Source organism: Chryseosolibacter histidinae (assembly GCF_018598225.1).
Taxonomy (GTDB): Bacteria; Bacteroidota; Bacteroidia; order Cytophagales; family Cyclobacteriaceae; genus Chryseosolibacter; species Chryseosolibacter histidini.
Genome location: NZ_JAHESF010000027.1, coordinates 26033 through 50636 on the forward strand (window position 1 = coordinate 26033; position 24604 = coordinate 50636).

24 protein-coding genes are annotated in these 24604 nt (G+C 50.4%); 8 read left to right on the forward strand and 16 right to left on the reverse strand.

The window, feature by feature from the left end; translation table 11 throughout:
- Positions 1-86 precede the first annotated feature (86 nt).
- Both KK083_RS32685 and KK083_RS22010 read left to right on the forward strand, forming a co-directional pair.
- On the forward strand, positions 87-1352 hold the full coding sequence (locus tag KK083_RS32685) for a sensor histidine kinase (RefSeq protein ID WP_254167634.1): 1266 nt from the start codon (positions 87-89) through the stop codon (positions 1350-1352).
- Positions 1349-2059 (forward strand): response regulator transcription factor, encoded by a 711-nt coding sequence (locus KK083_RS22010; protein WP_254167636.1) that lies wholly within the window; start codon positions 1349-1351, stop codon positions 2057-2059. The genes KK083_RS32685 and KK083_RS22010 overlap by 4 nt, the downstream gene beginning before the upstream one ends.
- A 67-nt stretch (positions 2060-2126) precedes the next feature.
- Here KK083_RS22010 and recO read toward each other — a convergent pair whose 3' ends face one another.
- The 4 genes from recO to KK083_RS22030 all read right to left on the reverse strand — a co-directional run bounded on the left by recO (position 2127) and on the right by KK083_RS22030 (position 6187).
- A complete protein-coding gene (gene recO / locus KK083_RS22015) occupies positions 2127-2795 on the reverse strand; it encodes a DNA repair protein RecO (protein ID WP_254167638.1) in 669 nt (222 codons plus the stop codon).
- A gap of 155 nt (positions 2796-2950) precedes the next feature.
- Positions 2951-5206: a type IX secretion system anionic LPS delivery protein PorZ gene (gene porZ, locus KK083_RS22020; protein WP_254167640.1), complete on the reverse strand. Its 2256-nt coding sequence runs from the start codon at positions 5204-5206 to the stop codon at positions 2951-2953.
- A complete protein-coding gene (locus tag KK083_RS22025) occupies positions 5203-5799 on the reverse strand; it encodes a thymidine kinase (protein ID WP_254167642.1) in 597 nt (198 codons plus the stop codon). The genes porZ and KK083_RS22025 overlap by 4 nt, the downstream gene beginning before the upstream one ends.
- Positions 5800-5860: 61 nt before the next feature.
- On the reverse strand, positions 5861-6187 hold the full coding sequence (locus KK083_RS22030; protein ID WP_254167644.1) for a 2Fe-2S iron-sulfur cluster-binding protein: 327 nt from the start codon (positions 6185-6187) through the stop codon (positions 5861-5863).
- An 85-nt stretch (positions 6188-6272) separates the two neighbouring features.
- Here KK083_RS22030 and KK083_RS22035 point away from each other — a divergent pair, with 85 nt between their 5' ends.
- On the forward strand, positions 6273-7310 hold the full coding sequence (locus KK083_RS22035) for a DUF8457 domain-containing protein (RefSeq protein WP_254167646.1): 1038 nt from the start codon (positions 6273-6275) through the stop codon (positions 7308-7310).
- Positions 7311-7547: 237 nt separating this feature from the next.
- Positions 7548-7832: a type II toxin-antitoxin system RelE/ParE family toxin gene (locus KK083_RS22040; RefSeq protein WP_254167648.1), complete on the forward strand. Its 285-nt coding sequence runs from the start codon at positions 7548-7550 to the stop codon at positions 7830-7832.
- Between the two features lie 36 nt (positions 7833-7868).
- Here the strand turns inward: KK083_RS22040 and rodA are convergent, their stop codons facing one another.
- The 11 genes from rodA to KK083_RS22095 form a co-directional block, all read right to left on the reverse strand.
- On the reverse strand, positions 7869-9143 hold the full coding sequence (gene rodA / locus KK083_RS22045; protein ID WP_262899589.1) for a rod shape-determining protein RodA: 1275 nt from the start codon (positions 9141-9143) through the stop codon (positions 7869-7871).
- Positions 9140-10972 carry a penicillin-binding transpeptidase domain-containing protein gene (locus KK083_RS22050; RefSeq protein ID WP_254167652.1) on the reverse strand — a complete coding sequence of 611 codons (1833 nt, stop codon included), beginning with the start codon at positions 10970-10972 and terminating at the stop codon, positions 9140-9142. The genes rodA and KK083_RS22050 overlap by 4 nt, the downstream gene beginning before the upstream one ends.
- Before the next feature lie 59 nt (positions 10973-11031).
- Positions 11032-11547 (reverse strand): Rod shape-determining protein MreD, encoded by a 516-nt coding sequence (locus KK083_RS22055; RefSeq protein ID WP_254167654.1) that lies wholly within the window; start codon positions 11545-11547, stop codon positions 11032-11034.
- The gene (mreC, locus tag KK083_RS22060) at positions 11544-12380 is read right to left on the reverse strand and encodes a rod shape-determining protein MreC (protein WP_254167656.1); all 837 of its coding nucleotides are present in this window, start codon (positions 12378-12380) and stop codon (positions 11544-11546) included. Before mreC ends, KK083_RS22055 begins: the two co-directional genes overlap by 4 nt.
- Positions 12381-12384: 4 nt before the next feature.
- Positions 12385-13410: a rod shape-determining protein gene (locus KK083_RS22065; protein WP_254167658.1), complete on the reverse strand. Its 1026-nt coding sequence runs from the start codon at positions 13408-13410 to the stop codon at positions 12385-12387.
- Between the two features lie 204 nt (positions 13411-13614).
- Positions 13615-15141 carry a bifunctional phosphoribosylaminoimidazolecarboxamide formyltransferase/IMP cyclohydrolase gene (gene purH, locus KK083_RS22070; protein ID WP_254167660.1) on the reverse strand — a complete coding sequence of 509 codons (1527 nt, stop codon included), beginning with the start codon at positions 15139-15141 and terminating at the stop codon, positions 13615-13617.
- A 51-nt stretch (positions 15142-15192) separates the two neighbouring features.
- Positions 15193-16026, reverse strand: a complete 834-nt coding sequence (locus tag KK083_RS22075) for an amidohydrolase (RefSeq protein WP_254167662.1) — start codon at positions 16024-16026, stop codon at positions 15193-15195.
- 219 nt (positions 16027-16245) lie between these two features.
- Positions 16246-17388 carry a methionine aminotransferase gene (locus tag KK083_RS22080; RefSeq protein ID WP_254167664.1) on the reverse strand — a complete coding sequence of 381 codons (1143 nt, stop codon included), beginning with the start codon at positions 17386-17388 and terminating at the stop codon, positions 16246-16248.
- 100 nt (positions 17389-17488) lie between these two features.
- Positions 17489-18040: a peptide deformylase gene (gene def, locus KK083_RS22085; RefSeq protein ID WP_254167666.1), complete on the reverse strand. Its 552-nt coding sequence runs from the start codon at positions 18038-18040 to the stop codon at positions 17489-17491.
- Between the two features lie 200 nt (positions 18041-18240).
- The gene (ruvX, locus tag KK083_RS22090) at positions 18241-18654 is read right to left on the reverse strand and encodes a Holliday junction resolvase RuvX (RefSeq protein WP_254167668.1); all 414 of its coding nucleotides are present in this window, start codon (positions 18652-18654) and stop codon (positions 18241-18243) included.
- Between the two features lie 12 nt (positions 18655-18666).
- Complete coding sequence (locus tag KK083_RS22095) at positions 18667-19422, reverse strand: iron-sulfur cluster repair di-iron protein (RefSeq protein WP_254167670.1); 756 nt, start codon at positions 19420-19422, stop codon at positions 18667-18669.
- Between the two features lie 146 nt (positions 19423-19568).
- On the opposite strand from KK083_RS22095, the gene KK083_RS22100 reads away from it, so the two are divergent.
- Positions 19569-21185 carry a S41 family peptidase gene (locus KK083_RS22100; protein ID WP_254167672.1) on the forward strand — a complete coding sequence of 539 codons (1617 nt, stop codon included), beginning with the start codon at positions 19569-19571 and terminating at the stop codon, positions 21183-21185.
- A gap of 144 nt (positions 21186-21329) precedes the next feature.
- Positions 21330-22529 (forward strand): homogentisate 1,2-dioxygenase, encoded by a 1200-nt coding sequence (locus KK083_RS22105; protein WP_254167674.1) that lies wholly within the window; start codon positions 21330-21332, stop codon positions 22527-22529.
- A gap of 276 nt (positions 22530-22805) precedes the next feature.
- Here KK083_RS22105 and KK083_RS22110 read toward each other — a convergent pair whose 3' ends face one another.
- On the reverse strand, positions 22806-23189 hold the full coding sequence (locus KK083_RS22110; protein WP_254167675.1) for a hypothetical protein: 384 nt from the start codon (positions 23187-23189) through the stop codon (positions 22806-22808).
- Positions 23190-23452: 263 nt separating this feature from the next.
- Here KK083_RS22110 and KK083_RS22115 point away from each other — a divergent pair, with 263 nt between their 5' ends.
- Entirely contained in the window at positions 23453-23905 is a 453-nt protein-coding gene (locus KK083_RS22115) for an acyl-CoA thioesterase (protein WP_254167676.1), read from the forward strand.
- Between the two features lie 5 nt (positions 23906-23910).
- Positions 23911-24582 (forward strand): cyclase family protein, encoded by a 672-nt coding sequence (locus tag KK083_RS22120; RefSeq protein ID WP_254167677.1) that lies wholly within the window; start codon positions 23911-23913, stop codon positions 24580-24582.
- The last annotated feature ends 22 nt before the right edge of the window (positions 24583-24604 follow it).

The following is a 24604-nucleotide window of genomic DNA, read 5'->3' on the forward strand; positions in this document are numbered from 1 at the left end:
AAATATCGTGTTAATGATTCGCTAAATATTGTTAATGAGATGTTAAACGCGGGTGCTTCCAGCGATCTTTATTGTATTTTTATTGTGTGAAAAGTTCATCCATCCGTTTTATTGTCATTCTCGGCACGCTGTGTATCGTAGGCATTACCATTACGCAGATCTACTGGGTCAGAAGGGCTTTTGATCTGAAGGAGGGTGAGTTTGAACGAACGGTCAATGCCGCGCTCTTCAATGTGGCCAACCAGATCTTCGCCATCAACAACACCCCCTCGCCTGCCATGAACCCCGTAAAGCAGGTGTCTACCAACTATTTTATTGTGATGGTCAATGGCGAAGTGGATGCCAGTTTGCTTGAGTTTTTGCTGCGGTCGGAGTTTGAAAAACGCAACATCAACGCTGATTTTGAATACGGCGTCTACGACTGTACCAGCGAAAAAATGAAATATGGCGATTATGTGCCGCTGCAGACCGCCAAAGAAAAAGTGACCAGCAAAAAGCTGCCCGCCTGGAACCATTACGCGTACTATTTCGGCGTGCAGTTTCCCAACCGCGAGGCGCAGCTCATCAATCAGATGGGTATCTGGTCGTTCTCATCTGTGGTGTTGCTGGTGGTGATCGTATTCTTCGGGTATACGTTGTTTGTCATCCTGAAACAGAAGCGGCTGTCGGAGATCCAGAAAGATTTTATCAACAACATGACGCATGAGTTCAAAACGCCGATCTCTACCATCGCCGTTTCCACGGAAGTGCTCAAAGATCCGAACATCGTACATCAGCCCGAGCGGTTACTGAACTACACCACCATCATCGAAAAAGAGAACACCCGGCTGAAGCAACAGGTGGAACGTGTGCTGCAGATGGCCCGGCTCGACAAGGAAGACATCGGACTCAAAAAGGAGATCGTGGATGTGCACCAGGTGATCCAGGATGCTATCCGCAACACGTCAGGATCTCTCCAAGACAAGCATGGTTCCATTTCGTGCGACCTGCGGGCTACACAACACACCATCGAAGCAGACAAGCTTCACCTCACCAATGTGCTTTACAACCTGATTGATAATGCCATCAAGTACTGCAAAACGGCACCGCAGATCCTGTTGCGTACTTCCGATGGCCATAAGAACCTGACGCTCGAGATCGAAGACAACGGTATCGGCATCAGCCCTGAAGACCAGAAGCGGGTGTTTCAGAAATTTTACCGGGTGCCTACCGGCAACGTGCACGATGTGAAAGGTTTCGGCATCGGGCTCAACTACGTAAAATCGATCATCGAAGCGCATAAGGGAAATGTCAGGCTTGAAAGTGAGCTGGGAAGCGGAAGCACTTTCAGGATAAGCCTGCCCCTTGCATGATTTCACCAGCCATGGACATGAATACCAAGAAGATCCTGCTTGTAGAAGATGACCCCAGCCTGGGTTTTGTGATCAAAGACAACCTGATCCTCAAAGGTTATCAGGTTACCCTCTGCAAAGACGGTGAGGAGGGCGAAAATGCTTTTCATGAGCAGCCGTTCCATCTTTGTATCCTGGATGTGATGCTGCCGAAGAAAGATGGTTTTTCACTCGCCAAAGCTATCCGCGAAAAGAACAGTCATGTGCCTATCCTGTTCCTCACAGCCAAATCGATGACCGAAGACAAGCTGGCAGGTTTTCAGACCGGGGCCGATGATTACATCACAAAACCTTTCAGCCTCGAAGAGCTGATCTACCGCATCGAAGTATTTTTAAGAAGAAGCAATGGCCACGCTGTTTTACCCGATGGCAAAGTTTTTCAGGTAGGCCAGTTCGAGTTCGATCATTTTAATCTCACGCTGAAGAATACCAGCTCCGAAAAAACGCTCACGCAGAAAGAAGCAGAAGTGCTCAAGCTGCTCTACCAGAACCGCGACCGTGTGCTGAAGCGCGAAGAGATATTGAAACATGTGTGGGGTGACGACGATTATTTCATGGGCCGCAGCATGGACGTCTTCATATCCAAGCTCCGCAAATACCTCAAAGAAGATCCCGCGGTGCAAATTGTCAACTATCATGGTGTAGGGTTCAGACTCGAGTTGAGGTAACGAAGCTCGTTCAACCCTTTGAGGGTTCAAAACCCTCAAAGGGTTGGGACCCGACGAAAACGCTGAGTCAACCCAAAATCTCTCTCAGCACCTGCACCGACTTAAATTCCCCGAGATTTTCCAGGTGCTCCGCATAGAATTTCAGTAATAAGTCAAGCAGCTCTTTCCGTTGTAGATTGGTTGTTGCAGGCGATTGATCATAACTCGCCGTGAGCAATCTCCCGAGGACCTTTTCTGTTTCCTCATCGGTGATCCTGCCACCAAGCACTTCGTTCACAAACTGTGGACCGAAGCCCAGGTAACGGCTGAGCCTGATCATAAAAATCAGGTGTGCATTCTCATGCCCCCCCTGAAGCCCGTCTATGGTAATGAGCGAATCGGCGAGGAAGGTAAACATCTCCTGCGTATGACTTTCATCTTTTACGGTTTTGTTCAGGAGCTCTGTGAGAAAGATAGCGATGGTCGATTTTTTGATGTCGGCCGTGAGCGACTGGTAAGGATGGAAGCAATGGATCTCTTTGATGCGCTCGATGTTGGCGTGTTCACGATGATACACCACCAGGTTCAGCAGTGTGAGCGGCTGATACAAAGCGATCTTGTTCTTGGCCGATTTACTTCTCACCCCATTTACCATGTAGCTCTGCAACCCGAACAGCTCGGTAAAGATGGTAACGATGATGGAGGTCTCGCCATACTTCGTGAACCTGAAAACAATGCCGCGGGTTTTGTGTAACATCTTACTGAATCAACGAAATTGAACATTGGCGCGTAATAGGTACGAAGTACGAGGGACGAGGTACATTAGAGCGCCCTGCATTCCGTACCTCGTCCCTCGTACTTCGTACCTGAAATCTCATACTTAAAAAACTTTATCGTCTGAAGTTCACAGCATTACTCCTCCGTAATTACGGCGATCTTGCCCACCACACGTTCGGCGCCGTCTTCGGTGGCGGCGAACACCAGGTAAACACCGGTAGCAGCGCGCCTGCCGTTGTAGTCTCTCACATTCCAGGTGGCAGTGCCGCCACTGGCCTGCGTTTGCCAGATCAATTTTCCGCTGATGTCGGTGATCTTCACAATGGCATCAGTGGCCAGTCCTGTGATGCCTACGGTGCCCGAGAAGCGCGCAGTTACCGGGTTAGGGAAGATCTTCAGATCCTGGAATGCAGGGGCGCCTACAGTGGCATCTGCACGGTATGAAACGATGCCGTTGTCTGTTGCAAAAAAAACTTCGCCGGTTTCATCGTTGATCTCGATGTGGCGGATCCTGTCTGAGAGCAGCGGACTGTTGGCGGTTGTGAAATTGTAAATGAGCTTTTCTCCGGCGCCATCAAAAAGCCACACACCCCGTTCGGTGCCGATCCACTTCCGGTTGCCGCCATCCACGGCGATGGAGGTGATCTTCTCATCACGCAACAGAAAACGGTTCTCGAAGATGGGCTTCACGGCATCAGCGTTGGGAGAAAAGAAGTAGGCTATGCCCTGGTCTGTTCCCACCCATACGTATCCCTCGCGGTCTGTGACAATAGTCCGCACCGCCCTCGAAGGCAATGCGCCCGCGCCTATTGCTTCCGTTTTATACGAACTCCTGTTGTCATTCGGGTCGAAAAACAGAACGCCGCCACCCTGTGCGGGATCCAGTGCCGCCCACACGTTGCCACTCATGTCAATGGTGAGTGTCAAAGGATAACGCGCTGCTGAAAACGGGAACGCGAATGATTGCCAGGCGTTGTTGCTGAAAACATGAAGCGATTGTGAAGCACCATAATTGGCCACCCATAAGTTGGCGTCAGAAGCTTCGATGTCGGTGACGTACACCGAGGCCGGAGCAGTGCCCGTCTTCTGCAGCGGACTGTTTGTTTCATTAAAAACAGTTTTGATGCCCGCGTTATCAGTGCGCTCAACGCCATAACCGAATGATGAGAGATACAGCTCATTGTTCAGGAGGGCTGCATCTGTGAGATCGCCTGTTGATGCTGTGGACTGCCACTGGCCATCGGAAAAAATGTTAAACACCCCGTTGTTGTTGCGTGGGTTGCTGGCAGCGTCGAAGCCTCCTCCCAGGATGAATAATTTTCCGGAGAGATATTTCATCCTGAATGCTTCAGAGAACGTGGGGCCGTTGGGAAGAACGGAAACAAATGTTCCGGTAACGTCGATCAGCAATCCGTTTTGCCGGTCGCCAATCCAAAGATTGCCCTGCACATCAGCCACAGCGGTGAGTGGCGCAGAGATCGGCGTTGCTGTCACCGGTGTGAGCATGCCAGAGGCGCTTAGCTTCCAAAGGCTGTTGTCGGCAATGATGAGCAGGTTGCTGGCAGAAGCGCTCAGGGGGCCAAAGCTTGTTCCTGTAATGACAGTTTCCCGTTGCCATTTTCCATTGTCATAACGATAGACACCTCGGTTGGTAAGAGCGGCGTAAACCTTGTTGTTGAAGCGGGTTACCGACGTTGCTGCTATGGCGAAGTCACCGGTGTCAGTCCGCTTCCAGTTGTTGAAGTCGAGCAGGTTAGCATTAAGGTTGCCGGCCATCACACCTTTTTCGGTGGCCAGAAAAATGCTGTCGTTATAAAAAGTGCTTTCAAAGATCTTCAATACTTTGCCGGTGGCGTCCAGGTCTCTCCAGGTTTCCCTCAGCTCGAGCAGCTTCAGGTCGAATACCACCACGCCAAAGTCGGCGGAGAGATAAGCGAGGTCGCCAAGGATGGCAATGTGATGGATGGTTTTTGATCCTGTGATCAGCTGCGAAGTTTTGAGGCGATTAAAATTCCTGACAGTATTATCCCTGATGATGTCCAGGTTGCCATCGGCATACGCTATCAGAAGTTGCTTGCGGGCAGCGTCATAAGCGATGTGTGTGATGCCGGTGCCACTTAAACCATTCAGTGTGTTGTAAGTGGCAATGCTGTTGTCTTCACGGTCAAGCACCAGGATGCCACTTTCTGATGCACCGAAGATCAGTTGATCTGCGGTAGCAATACTGTTGATGGTGTTGTAAGAGAGGTGCAGGCGCCAGGTGTTGAGGGGGATTGTTGATTGAGCCTGGAGGTGAGAAGGAATAAGGAGTAAGGAGTAAGAAGTAAGGAGGAAAATGCAAGAAGTCAGAAGCCAGGAGCCAGGAGTCAGGAGGGGGCAGGGGAGGTTCATTTCTTTCGATTTTTCATGCCTTCAAAAAAAGCTTTGCGGCTGCGGGCTTCGTATTGGCCTGATTCACCCAGCATCACCTGTTGATCGTTGGGAGAGAGGCGGAAGGAGAAGGAGGCGAGCTCACCGGTTTGTGCGCAGATGGCGTGAACCTTGGTCACAAACTCGGCAATGGCCAGCAGGTTGGGCATAGGGCCGAAAGGTTTTCCTTCGAAGTCCATATCGAGCCCTGCTACGATCACTCTTTTTCCCTGGTTGGCAAGGGTGTTGCAGGTATCCACAATGGCGTCGTCAAAGAACTGTGCTTCATCGATGCCCACCACATCGCAGTCGCCGGCCAGCAGCAGCATGTCGTTGGCGAAGTTCACAGGTGTTGAGCGGATGGCGGTCTCGTTATGCGAAACGATCTTGATGTCGTGATACCGTTTATCGATCACCGGTTTGAAGATCTCTACCTTTTGTTTGGCGATGATGGCGCGGTTGAGCCGGCGGATCAGCTCTTCTGTTTTGCCGGAGAACATGCAGCCGCAGATCACTTCTATCCAACCGGCGCGCTCCTGGTGCGGCTTGCCTCCAAAATTGGGTTCAATAAACATGGTGCAAAATACCGTCTCTGCCGCCTACAATCAACCCGTACGGAGAGATTTCGGGGCTGTATTATGGCATGGCATAGTTGATGTGCGGAAGCTTGTATTCGTCCGGAACAACGATTTTAACGTCGCCGGTGATTACGGCCTGGCAGGCGAGGCGTTCTGTGTTCTTCAGGGCGCCCATGTTGCGGTATTTTTGCTCGGCCGCAGTAACTGGTATGAAATTTTCTGCTCCTTCCGCAATGATTGCCTTACAGGTAGTGCAGCGCCCCTTTCCCCCGCAGGAATGCATCCAGTCGAGCTGGTGGTCGTGGAGATGGCGCAGCAGTGTTTTTGACAGGTCGGTCACTTCCAGTGTCTTTTCGGCCCAATTGGCAATCACGATCCGCGCCATGTTTACGTTATTTAAATGTTTACATTGGGTCAAAAAACCTAACTTTATAACGCCAAATAAGTTATTAATCTGATACCTGCAACGTATGGACGAAAAGATTAGCCTGGAAGCAATAGCCCAGTATGGAGATGCGTATGCCGATAAGGTTCTGAAAGCTTTTTTTTCCTCGAAAGAGAAAATAACGGGGCCGGAGATCTTAACGCTCTGCAATGTGCAGCAGGTGAACCTGTTCGTGATCCGTGAGCTGTTCAAAGCCTGGAGAGAAGAAACCCGCAAGCAGAAAAGCATCTATTTCGATAACGGTAACCCTGAGGTAAAAGAGGCCCTCAATACCTACATGACCGTGCTCTCCAACCACATCTCTGTAGACCGCGCCAACTTTGCTCCACTGCTGAAAAAGGCCGTCAGCCAAACCCTGCTGGCAATCTTCAATCCTTACGATTTTTTTTCCATGCTCATTGTCGGTAAAGAAAACCGGCTCGAGGTAAGCGCTTTTCGCGAAGAGATCAAATACCTGAAAGTGAACAAGGCACCGCTGGAACGCATGCTTCACAAGCTGGAGGAAAAGAATACCACCGAGATCCAGGGCAACGAAGCTTTTGCCGTGCTCGACCAGATCCTTGAAGAAGTGAACTTCACACCCGAAGACCTCGACGATTATATTGCCAGATTCTCGCAGGTAGTTCCGCTCGATCCGGCGTCATTCTTCTCGTCCAAAGCGCCTGAACCCGTCAGGCAGCCCGAAGAACCTCGGTCGCTTTTTTCAGAGCCCGTGGTGCGTGAGAACAAACCGATGTCTGAAAAGAAGGTGCCCGTGCATGAAACGAAGACAGAGCCAACGCTCAACGAAAGAATGAACAAGGTGAAGCAACCCGAAGTGATCGACAGCTTCCGGAAGATCGCCAGGATCAAAGATAACCTCAGCATCAACCAGAAGTTCATGTTCACCAAAGTGCTCTTCTACGGCGACTTCGAATCATTCAGCCGCGCCATCGATGACCTCGACCAGCTGCCCGACATGAACGCCGCCCTTCACTACCTGGAGAAACACTCCTCCACGTGGGATAGGGATAGCAAAGAGTTTCATGAGTTTATGGAGATGGTTGAAAAGAGATTTAGTTGACGTGACGGTTGTCTGTAGTTCACGATAAAAAATTGAATATTATTGTGTATATTATTTGAAAATTGATGATATGAGGAAGGATAAAGTGCTAGAAACGGTAAATGATCTTCCACAGGAGTTCGAGTTAGAAGATCTTATTGAACGACTTCTTTTCGTCGAGAAAGTGGAAAAAGGTATTAAACAAATGAGTGAAGGCAGGACTTTAACACATGATCAGGTAAAGAACAACATAAAAGAATGGCGGAAATAGTATGGACGGAGTTTGCATTACAGGATTTGAAGTCCATTCATGAGTACATTTCAAGGGATTCACAATTCTATGCAGACCGGTTCATTGATAAGATAATCGACAGAGTAGAACAACTGATTGATTTCCCAAATTCAGGAAGGATAGTTCCAGAATTTGCTCAGGATTCACTCAGAGAATTGATCGAAGGGCATTACAGGATCGTTTATAATCTTTCGCCAGTAGAAGAAGTAACAATACTCCGCATTCACCACTCTGCCAGACTCTTGAAATAATGGGCTTAGTAGTCGCAATTCGTACCTCTTGCCTCCTCAAAGCCTCTGCAGCACCTGCATCCTGTGCGCATCCAGCTTCAGGAAAATAAATAGCAGTATTGTAAAGCCCCAGAGTGACGATCCGCCGTAGCTGAAGAATGGCAGGGGGATACCGATCACAGGGAACAGTCCCACCGTCATGCCGATGTTCACGGCAAAATGGAAAAAGAAAATGCAGGCCACGGAATAACCGTAAACACGGGCGAACCTGTTCTTCTGCCGTTCGGCAAGAAAGACAACGCGCAGCAGCAGCGCAATGAACAGCGCGATGGTGAAAAGGCTTCCGATCCAGCCATGTTCTTCGCCAATGGTACAGAAAATAAAATCGGTGCTTTGTTCCGGTACGAAGTTGAACTTGGTTTGCGTTCCCTCCAGGAATCCCTTTCCGAAAAAGCCACCGCTGCCGATAGCGATCTTAGATTGCGTAACGTTCCATCCATATCCCAGCGGATCAGAGTCCGGGTTCAGCATCGATACGATCCTTCGCTGATGGTGGTCTTCCAGCAGGTTGAAGACTATATCCACACTGCTGATCATCAAGACCAGGGCAATAGCTCCTGCCGTGATCAGGATCATGGTTTTTAACTTCTTCCGCCGGTTCATGAGAATGGCCACAGCCCAGATCACACCAATACCGATATACAGGATCCAGGTGTTCTCGACCAATAACGTAAGGATAAAAATGGCAGCTGCTCCCAGTCCTATCAGGATCAGGAAGGGCGACATGCCTTCACGATAAAAAACGATGAGGAACACCAGGAACACCATGGCGGTACCGTAGTCTTTCTGAAGCAGGATCAGCAGCATCGGGGCGCCGATCAGCGCAAAGAGCACAGCCTGGTTTCGCAGGTTGTCCATCCTGAAGCCGATGGAGCCGATGAATTTGGCCACTACCAATACCGTGGCAAACTTGGCGAACTCGGAGGGCTGCACGCCAAACGATCCGATACCGAGCCATGCTTTGTTACCGCCCACTTCTTTACCGATGATCGGCACCAGCAGCAGCAAAAAAAGAATGAACCCGTAGATGATATAAGCGAAGGTCTCGTAGAACTGCCTGTCGATGATCAGGATGGCCGCCACCAGAATGCCCGAGGTGACAATGAACATCAGCTGCCTTCCAGAGTTCAGGCTCAGGTCAAAGATCGATTGGTTCTCTCCCTGATGATAGGTAACGGCGAAAATATTCAGCCATCCCATAAAAACGATAGCCATGTACAGTCCTACTGTAACCCAGTCTATCTTTTGCGTTATGTTTTGTTCCTGCCTCAATCTAAAAACTTCCCCCGTTTAACATATTCTTCGATGTGAGGCCGTTTGGTCTCTCCATACAGATATTTTTCGATCATCAAGCTCGCGATAGAGGCAGCCGCACGTGCGCCCTGTCCTGAGAATTCAACGTAAACCGATACCGCTATCTGCGGGTTTTCTTTGGGCGCATAGGCGATGAATACTGAGTGGTCTGGCCTTGCCTGGCGCATGGTTCGTGCATCGTTTTGAACGGAACCCGTTTTGCCACACACAACAATGTCTTTCAGGCTGGCGCGGAATTGTCCTGTGCCTGAGCGCACCACCTCTTCCATGGCGTCTGCGGCGATAGCAAAGTTCTCGGGGTCGATGGTGGTGTAATGTTTCTCCAGGTACTGCGGCAGGGGCTTGCCCGAGTCGCCGATCGATTTCACCAGGTGAGGTATGATGTAATAACCTTTGTTGGCAACCGTGGCTGCGAAGTTGGCCATCTGCAACGGCACTACAAGATTTTCACCCTCGCCGATAGCAATGGAGTAGATGTTGGAGAACTTCCACGGCCTGCCGCCATAAGCCCGGTCGTAAAACGCAGGTGACGGCATCAGTCCGCCTTTTTCGTTGGGGAGGTCTATGCCGAGCGGTTTGCCAAAGCCGAAGCTTGTGATGTGCCGGTTCCATTCCGCCAGCCCGATGCGGGTATCGTCAAACGGATTGTTTGATTTTCCCTGGTTCAACATTCTGCGGAGCACATTGTGAAAGTAAGGGTTGCAAGAGTTGGTGATGGCACCGCGCAGGTCTTCATTGGAATGCGGACCGTGACAGCCGATGATCGACCGGTCGCACGGAACGCGTGTTTCTGGTGTGATCACCTTTTCCTGCAGCGCCACCATAGCCTGGGCAACCTTGAAAATGGAACCGGGCCTGTACTGCGCCATCAAAGGCCTGTTAAAAAGCGGCTTGTTCGTATCGTTGCTGATCAGCGCAAAGTTCTGGCTGTAATTCTTGCCGGTGAGTTTGGTGGGGTCATACGAAGGTCCTGACACCATGGCAAGGATCTCTCCCGAAGAGGGCTCGATGCAGATGATACTTCCTGCCTTGCCTTCCATCAGGTACTCGCCATATTCCTGCAGCTCGATGCTCACGGTGGTGGTCAGGTTCTTGCCAGGAACCGCCAGCACATCGGCCTTGCCACCATCGAATGAACCCTGTACAATGCCGTCCACATCGCGCAGCAAATAGCGCACGCCTCCCCTGCCGCGAAGCGAATCTTCATAAAACGCTTCAATTCCGCTCTGGCCAATATAGTCGCCCTGGCGGTAAATGCCCTTGTCATCTTTGTCGAGGCGTTGTTTGGAGATCTCGCTCACATATCCCAGCGCGTTGGCCATGGCTTTAGACCGGTAAGCTCTTGTGCTACGGGCCTGGATGTAGAAGCCGGGAAATTCGTCGATGCGATCCTGGATCCTGGCAAAGTCAAGCTCCGAGAGCTTTGAAATAAAAACGGTGGGTTTAACCGGTGAGTATTCACGTTTGGCCTTCAGGTCCTTGAACAATTGTTTCAGCTCCTGGCGGGTTTTGGAGAACACATCGCAGAAGGCAGCGGTGTCTAGGTTCTTCACCTCGTTCTTCACGATCTGGAGGTCGAACTCCGGCGTGTTGTAAACGATCAGCTTGCCGTTGCGATCGTAGATGAGTCCCCTGATGGGGTAATCAACTTTCGGAAGAATGGCATTACTGTCTGCCAGCTCGCGGTACTTACTGTCTATCACCTGGATGAAGAACAGCTTGATCAGGAAGATGATCCCGACCACAATAAATGTCAACTGTATAATTTCTTTTCTGCCCTCGTTCATAATGAGCGCGCTTTAATCATAACCACCAACAGACAGATGGTTAAGTTAGTTTAAAAAATCTACCGGTATCTGCTACTTGGGAAGAGGTACTGTACGATCACCGTTACCAGGGAGGTGAACAGGGTGCTCGTAACCACTTTCCAGAGTGTGAACCAAAACATGCCGAATCCGCCAGCTTCAATAAAAAACAGAACGGAGTGATGCAAAAACACCATGGGGATGGTGTACACTACAAACCATTGCATACCATGGGTGGCAATGGAGGGGGTATCGTTGCTGTCATATCCGCCCTGGGGCGTGATTAAAGATAACCAATAATTGCGTACGTACATCACCAGCACGCAGGCAAAAGCATGCAGGCCGAGACTGTCGTAGAACATATCGATCACAAATCCCATGAGGAAACCCGCAGCCATCAGCACCAACGGATTGGATTCTACGGGCAGGAAAAAAAGGTAAGCCACGTAGAGAAAGCAGAAGGCCGTATTGAACAGCACAATGTTCTTCAGGATCAGCACCTGGTAGAACAGGTAGATGAAGAAGGCAATGCCCTGCATGATGATGTTCCTGTTCATCGGTTCGCCTCCTCCATAAAGGGTGTTTCAAGAGAATCCTGCTCGTGTTTGAGATGGCTTCTCACCACCTCCACGTAAGAGAGCTTCCGGAAGTCCTGCGAGAGCTTCACGGTCAGGTCGTAGAACAGTGTTTCGTTCTGTTTTACATCTTCGATGGTGCCCACCATCACACCTTCCGGGAAGATGGCGTTGTAAGCCGAGGTAACGATGGTATCGCCTTTCATGGGTGCCACGTGGCGGGGTACAAAATCAAGCTGCACATAATCTGGGTCGCGGCCGTTCCAGCTCACAGAGCCGAAGAAACCGGTGCGGGTCATCAGCACAGACACCCGGTTGTCTTTGTGGAGGATAGACATCACCACGCTGTAGTGTTTCGAAACTGCCTTCACCTTGCCAACGGCGCCCAGGGGACTGATCACCGCCATGCCGGCAGCCACACTGTCTGCCGACCCTTTGTTGATGGTGAGGTAGTTGGTAGAACGGTTCACGGAGTTGTTCACTACTTTGGCGCTGATGAAATCGAATTGTTTGAGCCTTGCTGAATCGGTGATGGCAAAACTGGCGGTATCTTTCAACTGGTTGAACTGCTCGAGCTTGCTGCGCAGGTAAGCATTCTCTTCTGCCAGCGTGCTGTTGATGTTGCGCAGTAAAAAATATTCCCGCACGCCCTGCGATAAGGTGTTGAGGCTTGCAACGGTACTGTTCGACGAGTTAAAGAAACGTGCGCCCTGGTACTGATTGTTTTCGATGATCAGCCAGGCGCAAATAACTTCCAGGACTAAGAACGTGAAAAAGGCACGGTATTGGTAAAAGAACAGAAAGAGCCTCTCCATGGAATCAGGTCATCAATACAGCACGGAATTTTTCCAGATTTTTAAGCGCTGCACCGGTTCCTCTCACAACGGCCTTCAGCGGATCTTCTGCCACGTGGATGGGCAGCTTGGTCTTGAGGGCAAGGCGTTTGTCAAGCCCCCGCAGCAGCGCGCCTCCTCCGGTCAGATAGATACCGCGTTCATAGATATCGGCAGAAAGCTCCGGAGGTGATGTTTCCAAAGCCTTGAGCACAGCCTCTTCCAGTTTCGATACTGACTTGTCGAGGGCAAAAGCTACTTCTGAATAAGAGATCTTGATGGTCTTGGGAATACCCGTCATCAGGTCGCGGCCCCTGATCTCGTAATCTTCGGGTCCGTCATCCAGCTCCGTCAGGGCCGAGCCAACTTCGATCTTCACTTTTTCGGCAGAGCGTTCGCCGATGAGCAGGTTGTGCTGGCGACGCATATAGTCAAGGATATCGCGGTTAAAGGTATCTCCGGCAACACGGATTGACTGGTCGCAGACAATGCCTGACAGGGCGATCACGGCGATGTCAGTGGTTCCTCCTCCGATGTCAACGATCATGTTACCCACCGGCATCTCGATGTCGATGCCTGTGCCAATAGCGGCAGCGATGGGTTCGTAGATCATGTATACCTCCTTAGCCCCGGCGTGCTCGGCAGAATCGCGCACAGCCCGCTTCTCCACCTCGGTGATCCCTGATGGGATACAGATCACCATCCTGTATGACGGTGGGAACATACGCTTGCCGGTGTCGATCATTTTGATCAGTCCGCGGATCATCATCTCGGCAGCCTGGAAGTCGGCAATAACACCCTCTTTCAGCGGGCGGATGGTCTTGATGTGCTCATGGGTCTTCTCATGCATCTGCATAGCCTCTCTGCCAATAGCGAGCACTTTGTTGGCCTGCTTGTCGAGCGCAATGATGGAAGGTTCGTCTACTACGATCTTGTCCCGATAAATGATGAGTGTGTTTGCTGTGCCCAGGTCTATGGCAATGTCACTGGTGAAGAAGTCGAGGAATCCCATTGTGAGTTTAAGAGGCTTAAGTGAGTTAAAAAATTGATGGGCGAAATTACATAAATATTGGATTGATTCAGTAGTATAATCCAGCGAAAAAACTTACAAGGGGTTGGTAACACCCCCGTCCGTTATAACAGGGGTGTTAGCGGTAAGTAGTCGACTGCAAAGACCAAAAGTCGTACACGGGTTGACTTTTGGAAGTGGCAGGTTTTAATGTTTAAAGTGACGGATTCCTGTAAATACCATAGCCATGTTATGGCTATCGCAGAAGGCGATCGAATCCTGATCTTTCACAGAACCACCGGGCTGAATCACGGCTTCTATACCATGCTGGTGGGCTATTTCAACGCAGTCGGGAAAAGGAAAGAAAGCGTCTGATGCCATCACTGCGCCCTTGAGGCTGAACCCGAAAGCCGCAGCTTTTTCGATAGCCTGTTTCAGGGCATCCACCCGCGAGGTCTGGCCCACGCCGCTGGCCAGCAACTGACCGTTCACAGCAAGGATAATGGTGTTCGACTTGGTGTGCTTGCATACCTTGCTGGCAAAGAGCAACGCCTCCACTTCAGTGGCCGTAGGAGCCTTTTTAGTTACTGTTTTGAGGTCTTCTCTCGCGTCGGTCTTCAGGTCCAGGTCCTGCTCGATCACACCATTCAGGATGCTCTTGAACTGGCGGGTCTCTTTTAGCCCTTGCTTCTGCCGCAGGATCATCCTGTTCTTTTTAGACTTCAAAAGGTTCAGCGCCTCCTGGCTATAATCCGGGGCAATAATGATCTCGAAAAAGAGCTTGTTGATCTCTTCCGCTGCCGCCAGGTCCACGGTCTTGTTCGTGGCCAGGATGCCTCCGAAAGCAGAGATCGTATCGGCCTGAAATGCCTTCAGGTAAGCTTCTTTCACGGTTGCTGCTGTAGCCACACCACAGGCATTGGTGTGTTTGATGATGACAAAGGCTGTTTCACCTTCAAACTCTTTCACCAGGCTAACAGCGGCGTCAACGTCTACCAGGTTGTTGTACGAAAGCTCTTTGCCGTTGAGCTGCTCGAACAGCGCTTCCAGGTCGCCATGGTAGCTGCCCTGCTGATGCGGGTTCTCGCCATAGCGAAGGGTGCGGCTTTGCTGGATGCTCTTTTTGAAACCAGGCATCTTGAACTCCTGGTTGAAGTAATTGAAAATAGCAGTATCGTAGTGCGATGTTACATCGAATGCCAGGGCAGCAAACCGCTTCCGGTCTGCCAGGTCTGAAGTGCACTGCTTTGCTTCCAGCAGCTGTTGTAATTCCGGATATTGTTGACGGGATGATACAATTATTACATCATTGAAATTTTTGGCAGCGCCGCGGATGAGAGAAATTCCTCCGATGTCGATCTTTTCGATGATGTCTTCTTCTGTTCCACCCTTAGCGACAGTTTCCTCGAAGGGGTAAAGGTCAACGATCACCATGTCGATAGGAGCGATGTTGAACTCCTTTGTCTGCTTCAGGTCACCGGCATCTTCACGCCTGAAAAGTATACCTCCGAACACTGCAGGGTGAAGCGTCTTTACGCGGCCTCCGAAGATAGAAGGGTAGCCTGTAAGCGTTTCAACCGGCGTTACTTTGTAGCCAAGCTTTTCAATGAATTCCTGGGTGCCTCCCGTAGAGACGAATTCTACGCCGGCTTTACCCAGCTGCCGGATGATGGGCTCAAGGTTGTCTTTGTAATAAACAGAAATGAGGGCTCTCGAAATTTTACGATTCGACATGAAGGTTAAAGGTTATTGCAAAAAGATATAAGGGCCTAAGGTTGCTACGGATCAGCCGGTGATCTGGTCACTCTCCTCGTATTCTTCAAACTCGATCACAAAATCGTCGGCATCGAGGTAAGCAGGAAAACGGTCGCGGAATGCATGGAGCGCGTTGGCGTTGAGCTCCAGGGTGCGGGTGGTCTCCATACCTTCGTTCGTGAAAATGGGATCACCTTTCGGACTGATCACGGCCGAATTGCCGTTGTATTCCACGCCGGAACCATCCTGGCCAACGCGGTTCACGCCCACCACATAGCTAAGGTTCTCAATGGCGCGGGCGCGCAGCAGGGTATTCCAGGCATCGATGCGGATGGTGGGCCAGTTGGCTACGTAGATCATCACGTCGTACGACAGCTTTTTGGCGGCATGGTCCCACTTATTGCGGCTCCACACGGGGAAACGCAGGTCATAGCACACCAGCGGGCAGATCCTCCAGCCCTTCCAGGTGCCTATCAGCAGGCTTTCTCCGGCCGCGTAGGTCTTATGTTCATTGTCCATCCTGAAGAGGTGGCGTTTATCGTAGGTGCGGTAGACACCGCCTGGTTCCATCCACAGCAGCCGGTTATAATAGCGGTCGTGCACCCTCACAATATAGCTGCCCAGGATCAGCGCGCCGGTCTGGTCGGCCATCTGTTTCATCCACTTGAAGGTGCGCATGTTCATGTGCTCGGCAAGCCGGGGGGCATTCATGGTAAAGCCGGTGGTAAACATCTCGGGCAAGACGATCACATCGGTGGTGTTGGCGCCGATCTGCCAGATCTTTTCTTCGAACATCGCCAGGTTGGCCTCAATTTCTTCCCAATGAAGATCGGATTGAATAAGCGTGATTTTCAGGTCCTGCATATGTCGTAGTGGTTTGTTCCCGGGTCCCCGGGAGCCCGGAGAAAAGTCATCGGACCGCAAAGAAAACGAAAGGGGGGCAAAATGTCTAAGAAAATTTCGGGCGTGGGGTCCCATCTAACGCGCGTGCCTTCTTTTTCCCGCAGATCTCGCGGATTAGCGCAGATACCTCATTTTCAAAATCTGCGTAAATCTGCGCAATCAGCGGGAAATGAATTCGAGTCAGATCTTTTTTAGGATCTCCCCCGCTTTTGCCAGGGTCTCTTCTTTTTTGGCGAAGCAGAACCGGAGCAGCCGGTTGTCGGTCTTATCCTGGTAAAAAACCGATACCGGGATGGCAGCAACCTTGAATTTTTTGGTCAGTGTTTCAGCCATCCCAACGTCTCCCGTGCTGGCAATATTCCGGTAAGACACCACCTGGAAATACGATCCATGGCAGGGCAACGGTTCAAAAGAAGATCCCCTGATCTGTTCAAGGAAAAAGTCGCGCTTGCGCTGATAGAAGTTCCCCAGGTTCCGGTAGTGGTCGGGGTTCTTCATGTATTCGGCCAGGGCCATCTGCACGGGCGTGTTTACGGCGAAGACAATGAACTGGTGTGTTTTGCGGATCTCGCGGGTGAGGTTCTCCGGCGCAACCACATACCCGGTTTTCCATCCCGTGGCGTGAAAGGTTTTGCCGAATGAGAAGATGGCCACACTCTGCGCCGCCAGCCCGGGCCGGGTAAGCACACTTCTGTGGGGAATGCCGTCATAAATAAGCCTGTCATAGACCTCATCGCTCAACACGATCAGGTTGTGCTTCAGGGCCAGCCGCTCCAACTCCTGCAGGTCTTCTTCCTGCAACACGGCTCCGCTCGGGTTGTGAGGTGTGTTCACCATGATCATCCTCGTTCGGGGCGTGATCTTCTTCTTCACTTCATCCCAATCGATTGAAAAGCCTGGGAAGCGCAGGTTGATCTGAACAGGTATGCCTCCGTTGAGACGTATAGCCGGATCGTAGCTGTCGTAAGCCGGGTCGAAAAGGATCACCTCATCACCGGGGTTGATGAATGCCGAAATACACGAGAAGATGCCTTCCGTTGCCCCGGCTGTTACGGTGATGCCAGTTTCAGGGTCGGCCTTGTGTCCGTAGGTGTGCATGATCACTTCGGCAATGATGTGTCGCAGGGCAGGCACCCCGGGCATAGGTGCATACTGGTTGTTGCCCTCCATCATGTAGCGGTGCACCAGGTGAATGATGGTATCATCCAAAGCAAAGTCCGGAAATCCCTGTGATAGATTGATGGCTCCATGTTCCAACGCCATCTTCGACATCACCGCGAAAATAGAAGTGCCGATATCGGGGAGTCTTGACTGTACGATCATGATTATGCAGGATTTTCACGATTGACTGGATTAATATCAGGGTTTTTCTTCATCATTCGGTATTCAATCCTGTTTAATCCTGTTAATCCTCTAATCCTGGTTATTTCTTGGGTGCCAGTATCCGGTATTCGGTATCCACCTTCCCTTTGGTGATGTCAGAGAGCTTGCCTTTGAGCAAACGTTTTTTGAGGGGTGTGAGGTAATCGAGGAAGAGCTTGCCTTCGATGTGGTCATACTCATGCTGGATGATGCGCGCCTTCATGCCGTCGAACGCCTCTTCATGCAGGTTCCAGTCTTCGTCGTAATACCGGATGCGCAGTTTTTCTTTCCTCGATATTTTTTCGCGTATGTTCGGAATGCTCAGGCAGCCTTCTTCAAACTCCCAGGGCGTTCCCAGCTCTTCCAGCATCACCGGGTTCACAAACGCTTTTTTGAAACCTTCCATGTCGGGCTCTTCTTCCAGGGCCGATCCATCAACCACAAAAAGCCGCACGCTCTTGCCGATCTGGGGGGCAGCCAGGCCAATGCCGCTGGCCGCATACATGGTCTCGAACATATCGCCAACCAGCTGTTTCAGGTCAGTTCCTGTCGGAATTTCTTTCGCGCGTTGCCTGAGCACAGGGTCGCCGTACACTACTATCGGGTAAATCATCCTCCAAAGTTAAACAGGATTTTAAAGATTTACAGAATGAACAGGATTAAATACCGGATTCGAAGATTTGCACGAGTTGACAGTGAAGGACTTACAGAAGGTACGAGGTACGAATGACGAGGTACGATTACAACGACGTTCTCTGCAGGGCCGTGGACTGTTGACTGTCGACCGTGGACTGATTGCCTACTGTCCGATGCCTACTGCCTACTAGTCATAAAAGACTGAAGTATGATCGTAGCACTGATCTTATCCACATTACCCTTCACCTGCCGGTCTTTCTTTTTCATGCCGCCTTCTATAAGGGCGCGTTGGGCCATGGTGCTGGTGAACCGCTCGTCTGCCAGGTGAACCGGTTTCTGGGGGAAGATCTTCGTTAGCTCTTCTACAAATTTTCTCACGTAAGGGGCGATCTCCGAGTCTTTGTTCAGCAGCGTTTTGGGCATGCCTACTACGAACTCGTCAACAGTCTCTTGCTGCGCATAGCGGGTCAGAAATGTAAGGAGGGTTGCAGTGTCCACGGTATCCAGCGGTGTGGCGATGATGCGCAGGGGATCTGAAACGGCAATGCCCGTTCTTTTCAGTCCGTAGTCGATGGCGACGATCCTGCCCATAAAAGTGGAGACTTAGTTCAGGGTGGCTTTTTCGAAGAAGGCCTTGCGCACTTTGTTCTCGATGGCCATGGCTTTCGGGAAGAGAATCTCATTCTCGATGCGGGCGTGGGTGATGAGACTTTTTTCGAAAGCCTTCAGCTCGTTGTAGATCACTTTTACGTGAAGCGGCGCGTTGGAGCTGAGGATATAATTTTTGGTGATCTTGCGGATGCCTTCCATTTCATCGTCGTGCGCCTCGTGCTCGATGGCAAATTTCTGAACGGAATTTTTTTCCAACAGATAATAGAGTTTGCCGGGAAGATAACTGCCCTTGGATGCCCGCTCGAGCGCAATAATGAAATTGAATAAAGTATCTTCTTCTTCGTAGATATGCTCGATAAAATCCTCCACAAAAAGCGGGAACACCAGCTTCAGGTCGCGCTCCACAGGCTGATAGTCGTCGTGGTGTGCCTTGAAGCTTTCCACCAGCCGGGCGATATAAGGAAGCTTGTGCTTGATGAAGAGAAAATGCGAGTGCTTAAGGTATTCGATGATCAGGTCTATCGGATAAGATACCAGCGGCAGGTCTGCTTCATGCAGATGTGTTGGCGCCTCCAGCTCTTTTACCACCTGGTCAACCTTCAGTCCACGCTGCTTGCAGACCTGTTCGAGGGTGAATTCGGAATATTCGTAAAATTTGATCCCGAAATAGAACAATACATACGCGTGAACATAGTTCTGGTCAACCAGTTCCGCGATGAGCTTATCTTTCAGGCCTGTCTTGTTCATGGATCTTGTAAATATAACCAGAAAACCGTTTTTCAAAAGTAATTTATTTGCCGAAACCGGCTTTTATAAGCCTTTAGATTTTCATGCCAACAATTATTTTAGCACTTCGTTATATTATTTACTGTTATAGCGCTTAAAGCAGACGTATGAATCAGAATTCAAAATACCAGATCAGGCTTCCCATTGTGCTTTGCCTGGGCCTCGCAGCAGGCGTATTTGTGGGAGCTACCTTAAATACAGACAAACACACCACAGACGTAAACCAGGACATACAGAAATTCAGGGAGGTCCTCACACAAATCAAACAGGAATATGTAGATACCGTCAACACCTCCGAGCTGGTGGATGACGCCATTCAGCATATCCTGCAAAAGCTCGACCCACACTCCGCCTACATCCCCGCAACCGACCGTATCGCCGCCAATGAAGATCTGAGAGGCAATTTCGACGGCATCGGCATTGAATTCAATATTTTCAACGATACTATCGTGGTGGTTTCTCCACTCAGTGGTGGGCCGTCAGAGGCACTGGGTATCCAGTCGGGCGACAAGATCGTAAAGGTCGACGATAAGAATATGGCCGGCATCGGCGTTACCACCACTGACGTGATGAAAGCGCTCAAAGGGCCACGAGGCACGGAAGTGAAGGTCACCATCCAACGCAGGGAAAAACAGATCGACTACAACATCATCAGGGATAAAATTCCACAGTACTCTGTAGATGTTGCCTATATGGTAGACAATGAGACCGGCTATATCAAGGTGAACCGTTTCTCTGCCACCACCTATGAAGAGTTTCAGGCGTCTATGAAGAAGCTCAAGGATAAGGGCATGAAGAAGCTTGTGCTCGACCTGCAAGGCAACCCCGGCGGCTACATGAACATGGCCATCGATATGGCAGATGAATTTCTCGCTGCCGGTAAACGGATCGTTTCACAAAAAGGAAAAGAGCGGAAGTACAATGCAGAAGCTTTGTCTACCGGCAAGGGCGATTTTGAAACGGGCGACCTTATCGTACTCGTGAACGAAGGAAGCGCTTCGGCATCGGAGATCCTCGCAGGCGCCTTACAGGATAACGACCGCGCCCTGGTGGTAGGCCGCAGAAGCTTCGGAAAAGGATTGGTGCAATCGCCGTTCGATATCAGCGACGGTTCTGAGCTGCGCCTCACCATCTCACGGTATTATACACCAAGTGGCCGCTCCATTCAGAAGCCTTATGAAGATGAAGATGAGTACTCACGCGATATCATCAGCCGTTACAACCACGGCGAGTTCTTCCATGCAGACAGCATCAAGTTCAACGATACTTTGAAATATCTTACCATGAACGGTCGCAAGGTTTATGGCGGTGGTGGCATCATGCCCGATTACTTTGTGCCGCTCGATACATCGCTGAACAGCCACTACCTCAACGAGCTCTATACATCAACCGCTATCCAGGAATATACTTTCAAATATGCCGAAGATCATAAAGAACAACTCGAGCAGAAAGGTTTGGAACAGTACCTCCGGAAATTTGTGGTTACCGATGATATGCTGGCCGAGCTTATGAGGGTAGGAGAGCGAAATAAAGTGAAGGCCGACCGCGAGGAATTGCGCGAGAAGAAAAAGCTGTTCCAGGTTCACGTGAAAGCACAGATCGCGCGCAAGGTGTGGGGCAATGAAGGATTTTACCCTGTATATAATGAGACCAACGAAGTGTTTCAGCAGGCTGTGAAGCTCTTTGACAGGATCCCTGCCGAGCTCGACCGTTCGAAGCTGTAAACAGGAAATAAAAATTTACCGATCCCGGTCTTTTTATAAGGGCCGGGATTTTTTATTTGGTGAAATCCCTTTTTACAGAAGAGGATTCGGAATGGCGATAAACCATTCCGGGATTGTTTAATTTTGATCATAAACCATCGCGTTATGTACTATTACCGATTAGGCAACATTCCTCCGAAGCGTCATACGCAGTTCAGGCAGCCGGACGGAAGCCTGTATAAAGAAGAGCTGGTGAGCTCAGAAGGTTTTTCCGGCATCTACTCCAACCTCTATCATATCAATCCGCCTACCCGTATCAAGCAGCTGGAAGAGCCGGTGAAGTTCGGCCCTAAAAGAATAGACGACTACGCCTTGCGGCAAACACACCTGAACACGTCAAAGGTGGCTACTACCGGCGACGATTACCTGGGCGCGCGCAAGGTGTTGCTCATGAACAACGATTGCCTCATTTCGATCTGCTCGCCGAAGCAACGCAGGATGGACTACTTCTATAAGAATGCCGAAGGCGATGAGGTGATCTACATTCACGATGGTAAAGGTGCGCTGATCTCGCAGTTCGGAAGGTTGGAAGTGCGGCAGGGAGATTACGTTGTCATTCCACGCACCGTGATCTATAAATTCGAGTTTGAAGAGGGGCCGCTCCGTCTGCTCATTATTGAGTCGTCTTCGCCGGTAGAGACCGTGAAACGTTACCGGAACCAGCTCGGTCAGTTGCTGGAGCATTCACCTTATTGTGAGCGCGACATCAGGCCTCCGCATGAGCTGGTCACCGATACCAGCAAAGGTGAGTTCCTGATGAAGATCAAAAAGCAGGGATACCTTCACCACTATGTGTATGACCACAGTCCGCTCGACCTGGTGGGCTGGGACGGATTTCTCTGGCCCTACGCTTTTTCCATTCACGATTTTGAGCCTATCACAGGACGCATTCATCAGCCGCCGCCAGTGCACCAGACCTTTCAGACACACCACTTTGTGATCTGCTCCTTTGTGCCGAGGTTATTCGATTATCATCCGCAGGCCATACCCGCACCTTATAATCATAGTAATATCGACAGCGACGAAGTGTTGTATTATGCTGAAGGGAACTTCATGAGCCGGAGAGGCATCGAGCGCGGTTCATTTACGTTGCATCCCGGCGGACTTCCCCACGGACCACATCCCGGCACCGTTGAAAAAAGCATTGGCGCCAAAGAGACCCATGAGCTTGCCGTGATGATCGATACCTTCAGACCACTTCACCTCACCACCGACTCCCTCGAGTTCCTCGATAAGAACTACCCCATGAGCTGGACAGACAACACCAGCGTGAAAGATGGGTTTCATGAGGTGAACACGCCGTGAGTTAGTTGCCAGTTGCCGGTTACAAGTTGCCAGTTCAGGAGGCTACTTGTCAATACTCATGTGATTACATAAACCGGATTGTATTAAACCCACAGCATATTCATACCGGACCTCAGCGTATCTTTGGCCTGGCAGTGGCATGTGCGGATACGGTGCAGGCCGGGATGAATATGCGGTCCCGATGGCTATCGGGAGGCCCGGGAGGCGTTCCTGGTAATTAACACAACCCTTCGAACATAAACTCGATTGAGTTTGAAGCCGTCAACTTTTTCACAACTAGTGTGTGTGCGTGGCACTCACCTTACTGCCTTTGCGGACGTAGACAACCAGCGCAACAATGAACATGGCGGCAGCGGCGAAGCAAACATACTGGATCAGCGCTTTTCCATCTTTGGCGTAGAGATATCCAACGATAGACATCACCACGGCCTCGAGAACATAGACATAAGCCTTGAAATGCTTCAGTAACCGTTCAGCCTTGTGGTGAAAGGCAGTTCCGGCAATGATCAGGATCCCGATGAGGAAAAAGATCAATGCGTACCCCATTTTCCCGGGCGTTTCAGCTTTATCGAGACCTTTCATCACAATCACAAAAGCTGTAACATAATGCGTGAAATTTTCGAGCAACGCAAGCCTCTTCATTTTCGTGTTAATGCTCATGCGGAATGTTTTGATTTGAATATATTCGCTCAATTTACAAATTAATTTAAAGGAGATGAATATACTGCAGTTAGCCGTGTATATATATCTTCATTTCAGCCGTCACATCGCCTTGGATATTTATCACCAAAAGACACAGCACAATTTAACTTCCAACCTCTAACTTGAAACTTTAAACTTTCAACTTTAAACTTCTAACTTGAAACTCTAACCGGCAACTGGCAACTGGCAACCGACAACTCACTATTTACGTAACTTTACCTATGACAAAGTACTCCCAGACCATCCAGATCCGCTGGGCGGATATCGATGCCAACCGTCACCTTCGCCATTCTGTTTATTACGATTACGGCGCCGCCATGCGCATGAATGTATTGAGCAGCGGTGGACTCACCACCAAAAAGCTTGAAGAGTTTATGTTAGGCCCCATCCTCTTCCGCGAGGAGGCCATCTTCAGGCGTGAAGTGCTGCTCGAAGACCAGATCACCCTTGACGTTGCGCTGGTAAAGACCACCGAAGACTTTGGACGCTGGAGCCTGCGCCATCACTTCAAGAAAGCTGACGGCACACTCGCTGCCATCCTGAACATAGATGGTGCGTGGATGGATCTCAGCAAACGCAAGCTTGCCGCCCCGAACGAGTTCATTCGTAATATATTCAATGACTTCCCGAAGTCTGAAGATTTTCAGCTGATCACCCTCGAAAAGAAAGCCTGACCACTATGCCTGTAAAACTGATCGACCTGAGCCATACCATTGAGGATGGTATGATCACCTACAAAGGGCTACCTGCCCCGGTTATTTGCGACTACCTGAGCCGTGAGAACTCACGCGCGCTCTATGAACCCGGCACAGAATTCCAGATCGGAAAAATTGAGATGGTTGCCAACACAGGCACTTACGTGGATTGTCCTTTTCACCGTTATGCCGATGGAAAAGACCTGAGCGAAGTGGAGCTGAAACGGTTCGCCCACCTCGAAGGTATTGTTGTTACGGTAGATCACAGCAAAGGCATCGCGATCGGTAAAAGTTTCTTTGAAAATATGGATGTCAATGGCAAGGCGGTGCTGGTGAATACCAATTGGAGCAGGCACTGGCGTACCGATGCTTATTTTGAGAATCATCCTTTTTTAACGGAGGAGGCTGCGGTATACCTGCGCGATCGGGGAGCGTTGCTGGTGGGCATCGACTCACATAATATTGATGACACCCGTACCCGGAGCAGGCCCGTGCATACAACCCTGCTGAAAGCCGGTATCCTCATCGTTGAACACCTTTGTAATCTTGACCAGTTGCCTGCCCGCGACTTTTACTTCAACGCCGTTCCTCCGAAGTTTAAAGGTGTAGGTACTTTCCCCGTAAGGGCATATGCGGAATTAGCTGCGAGCCGTTAGCCGCGAGCCTCGAGACCGTGCT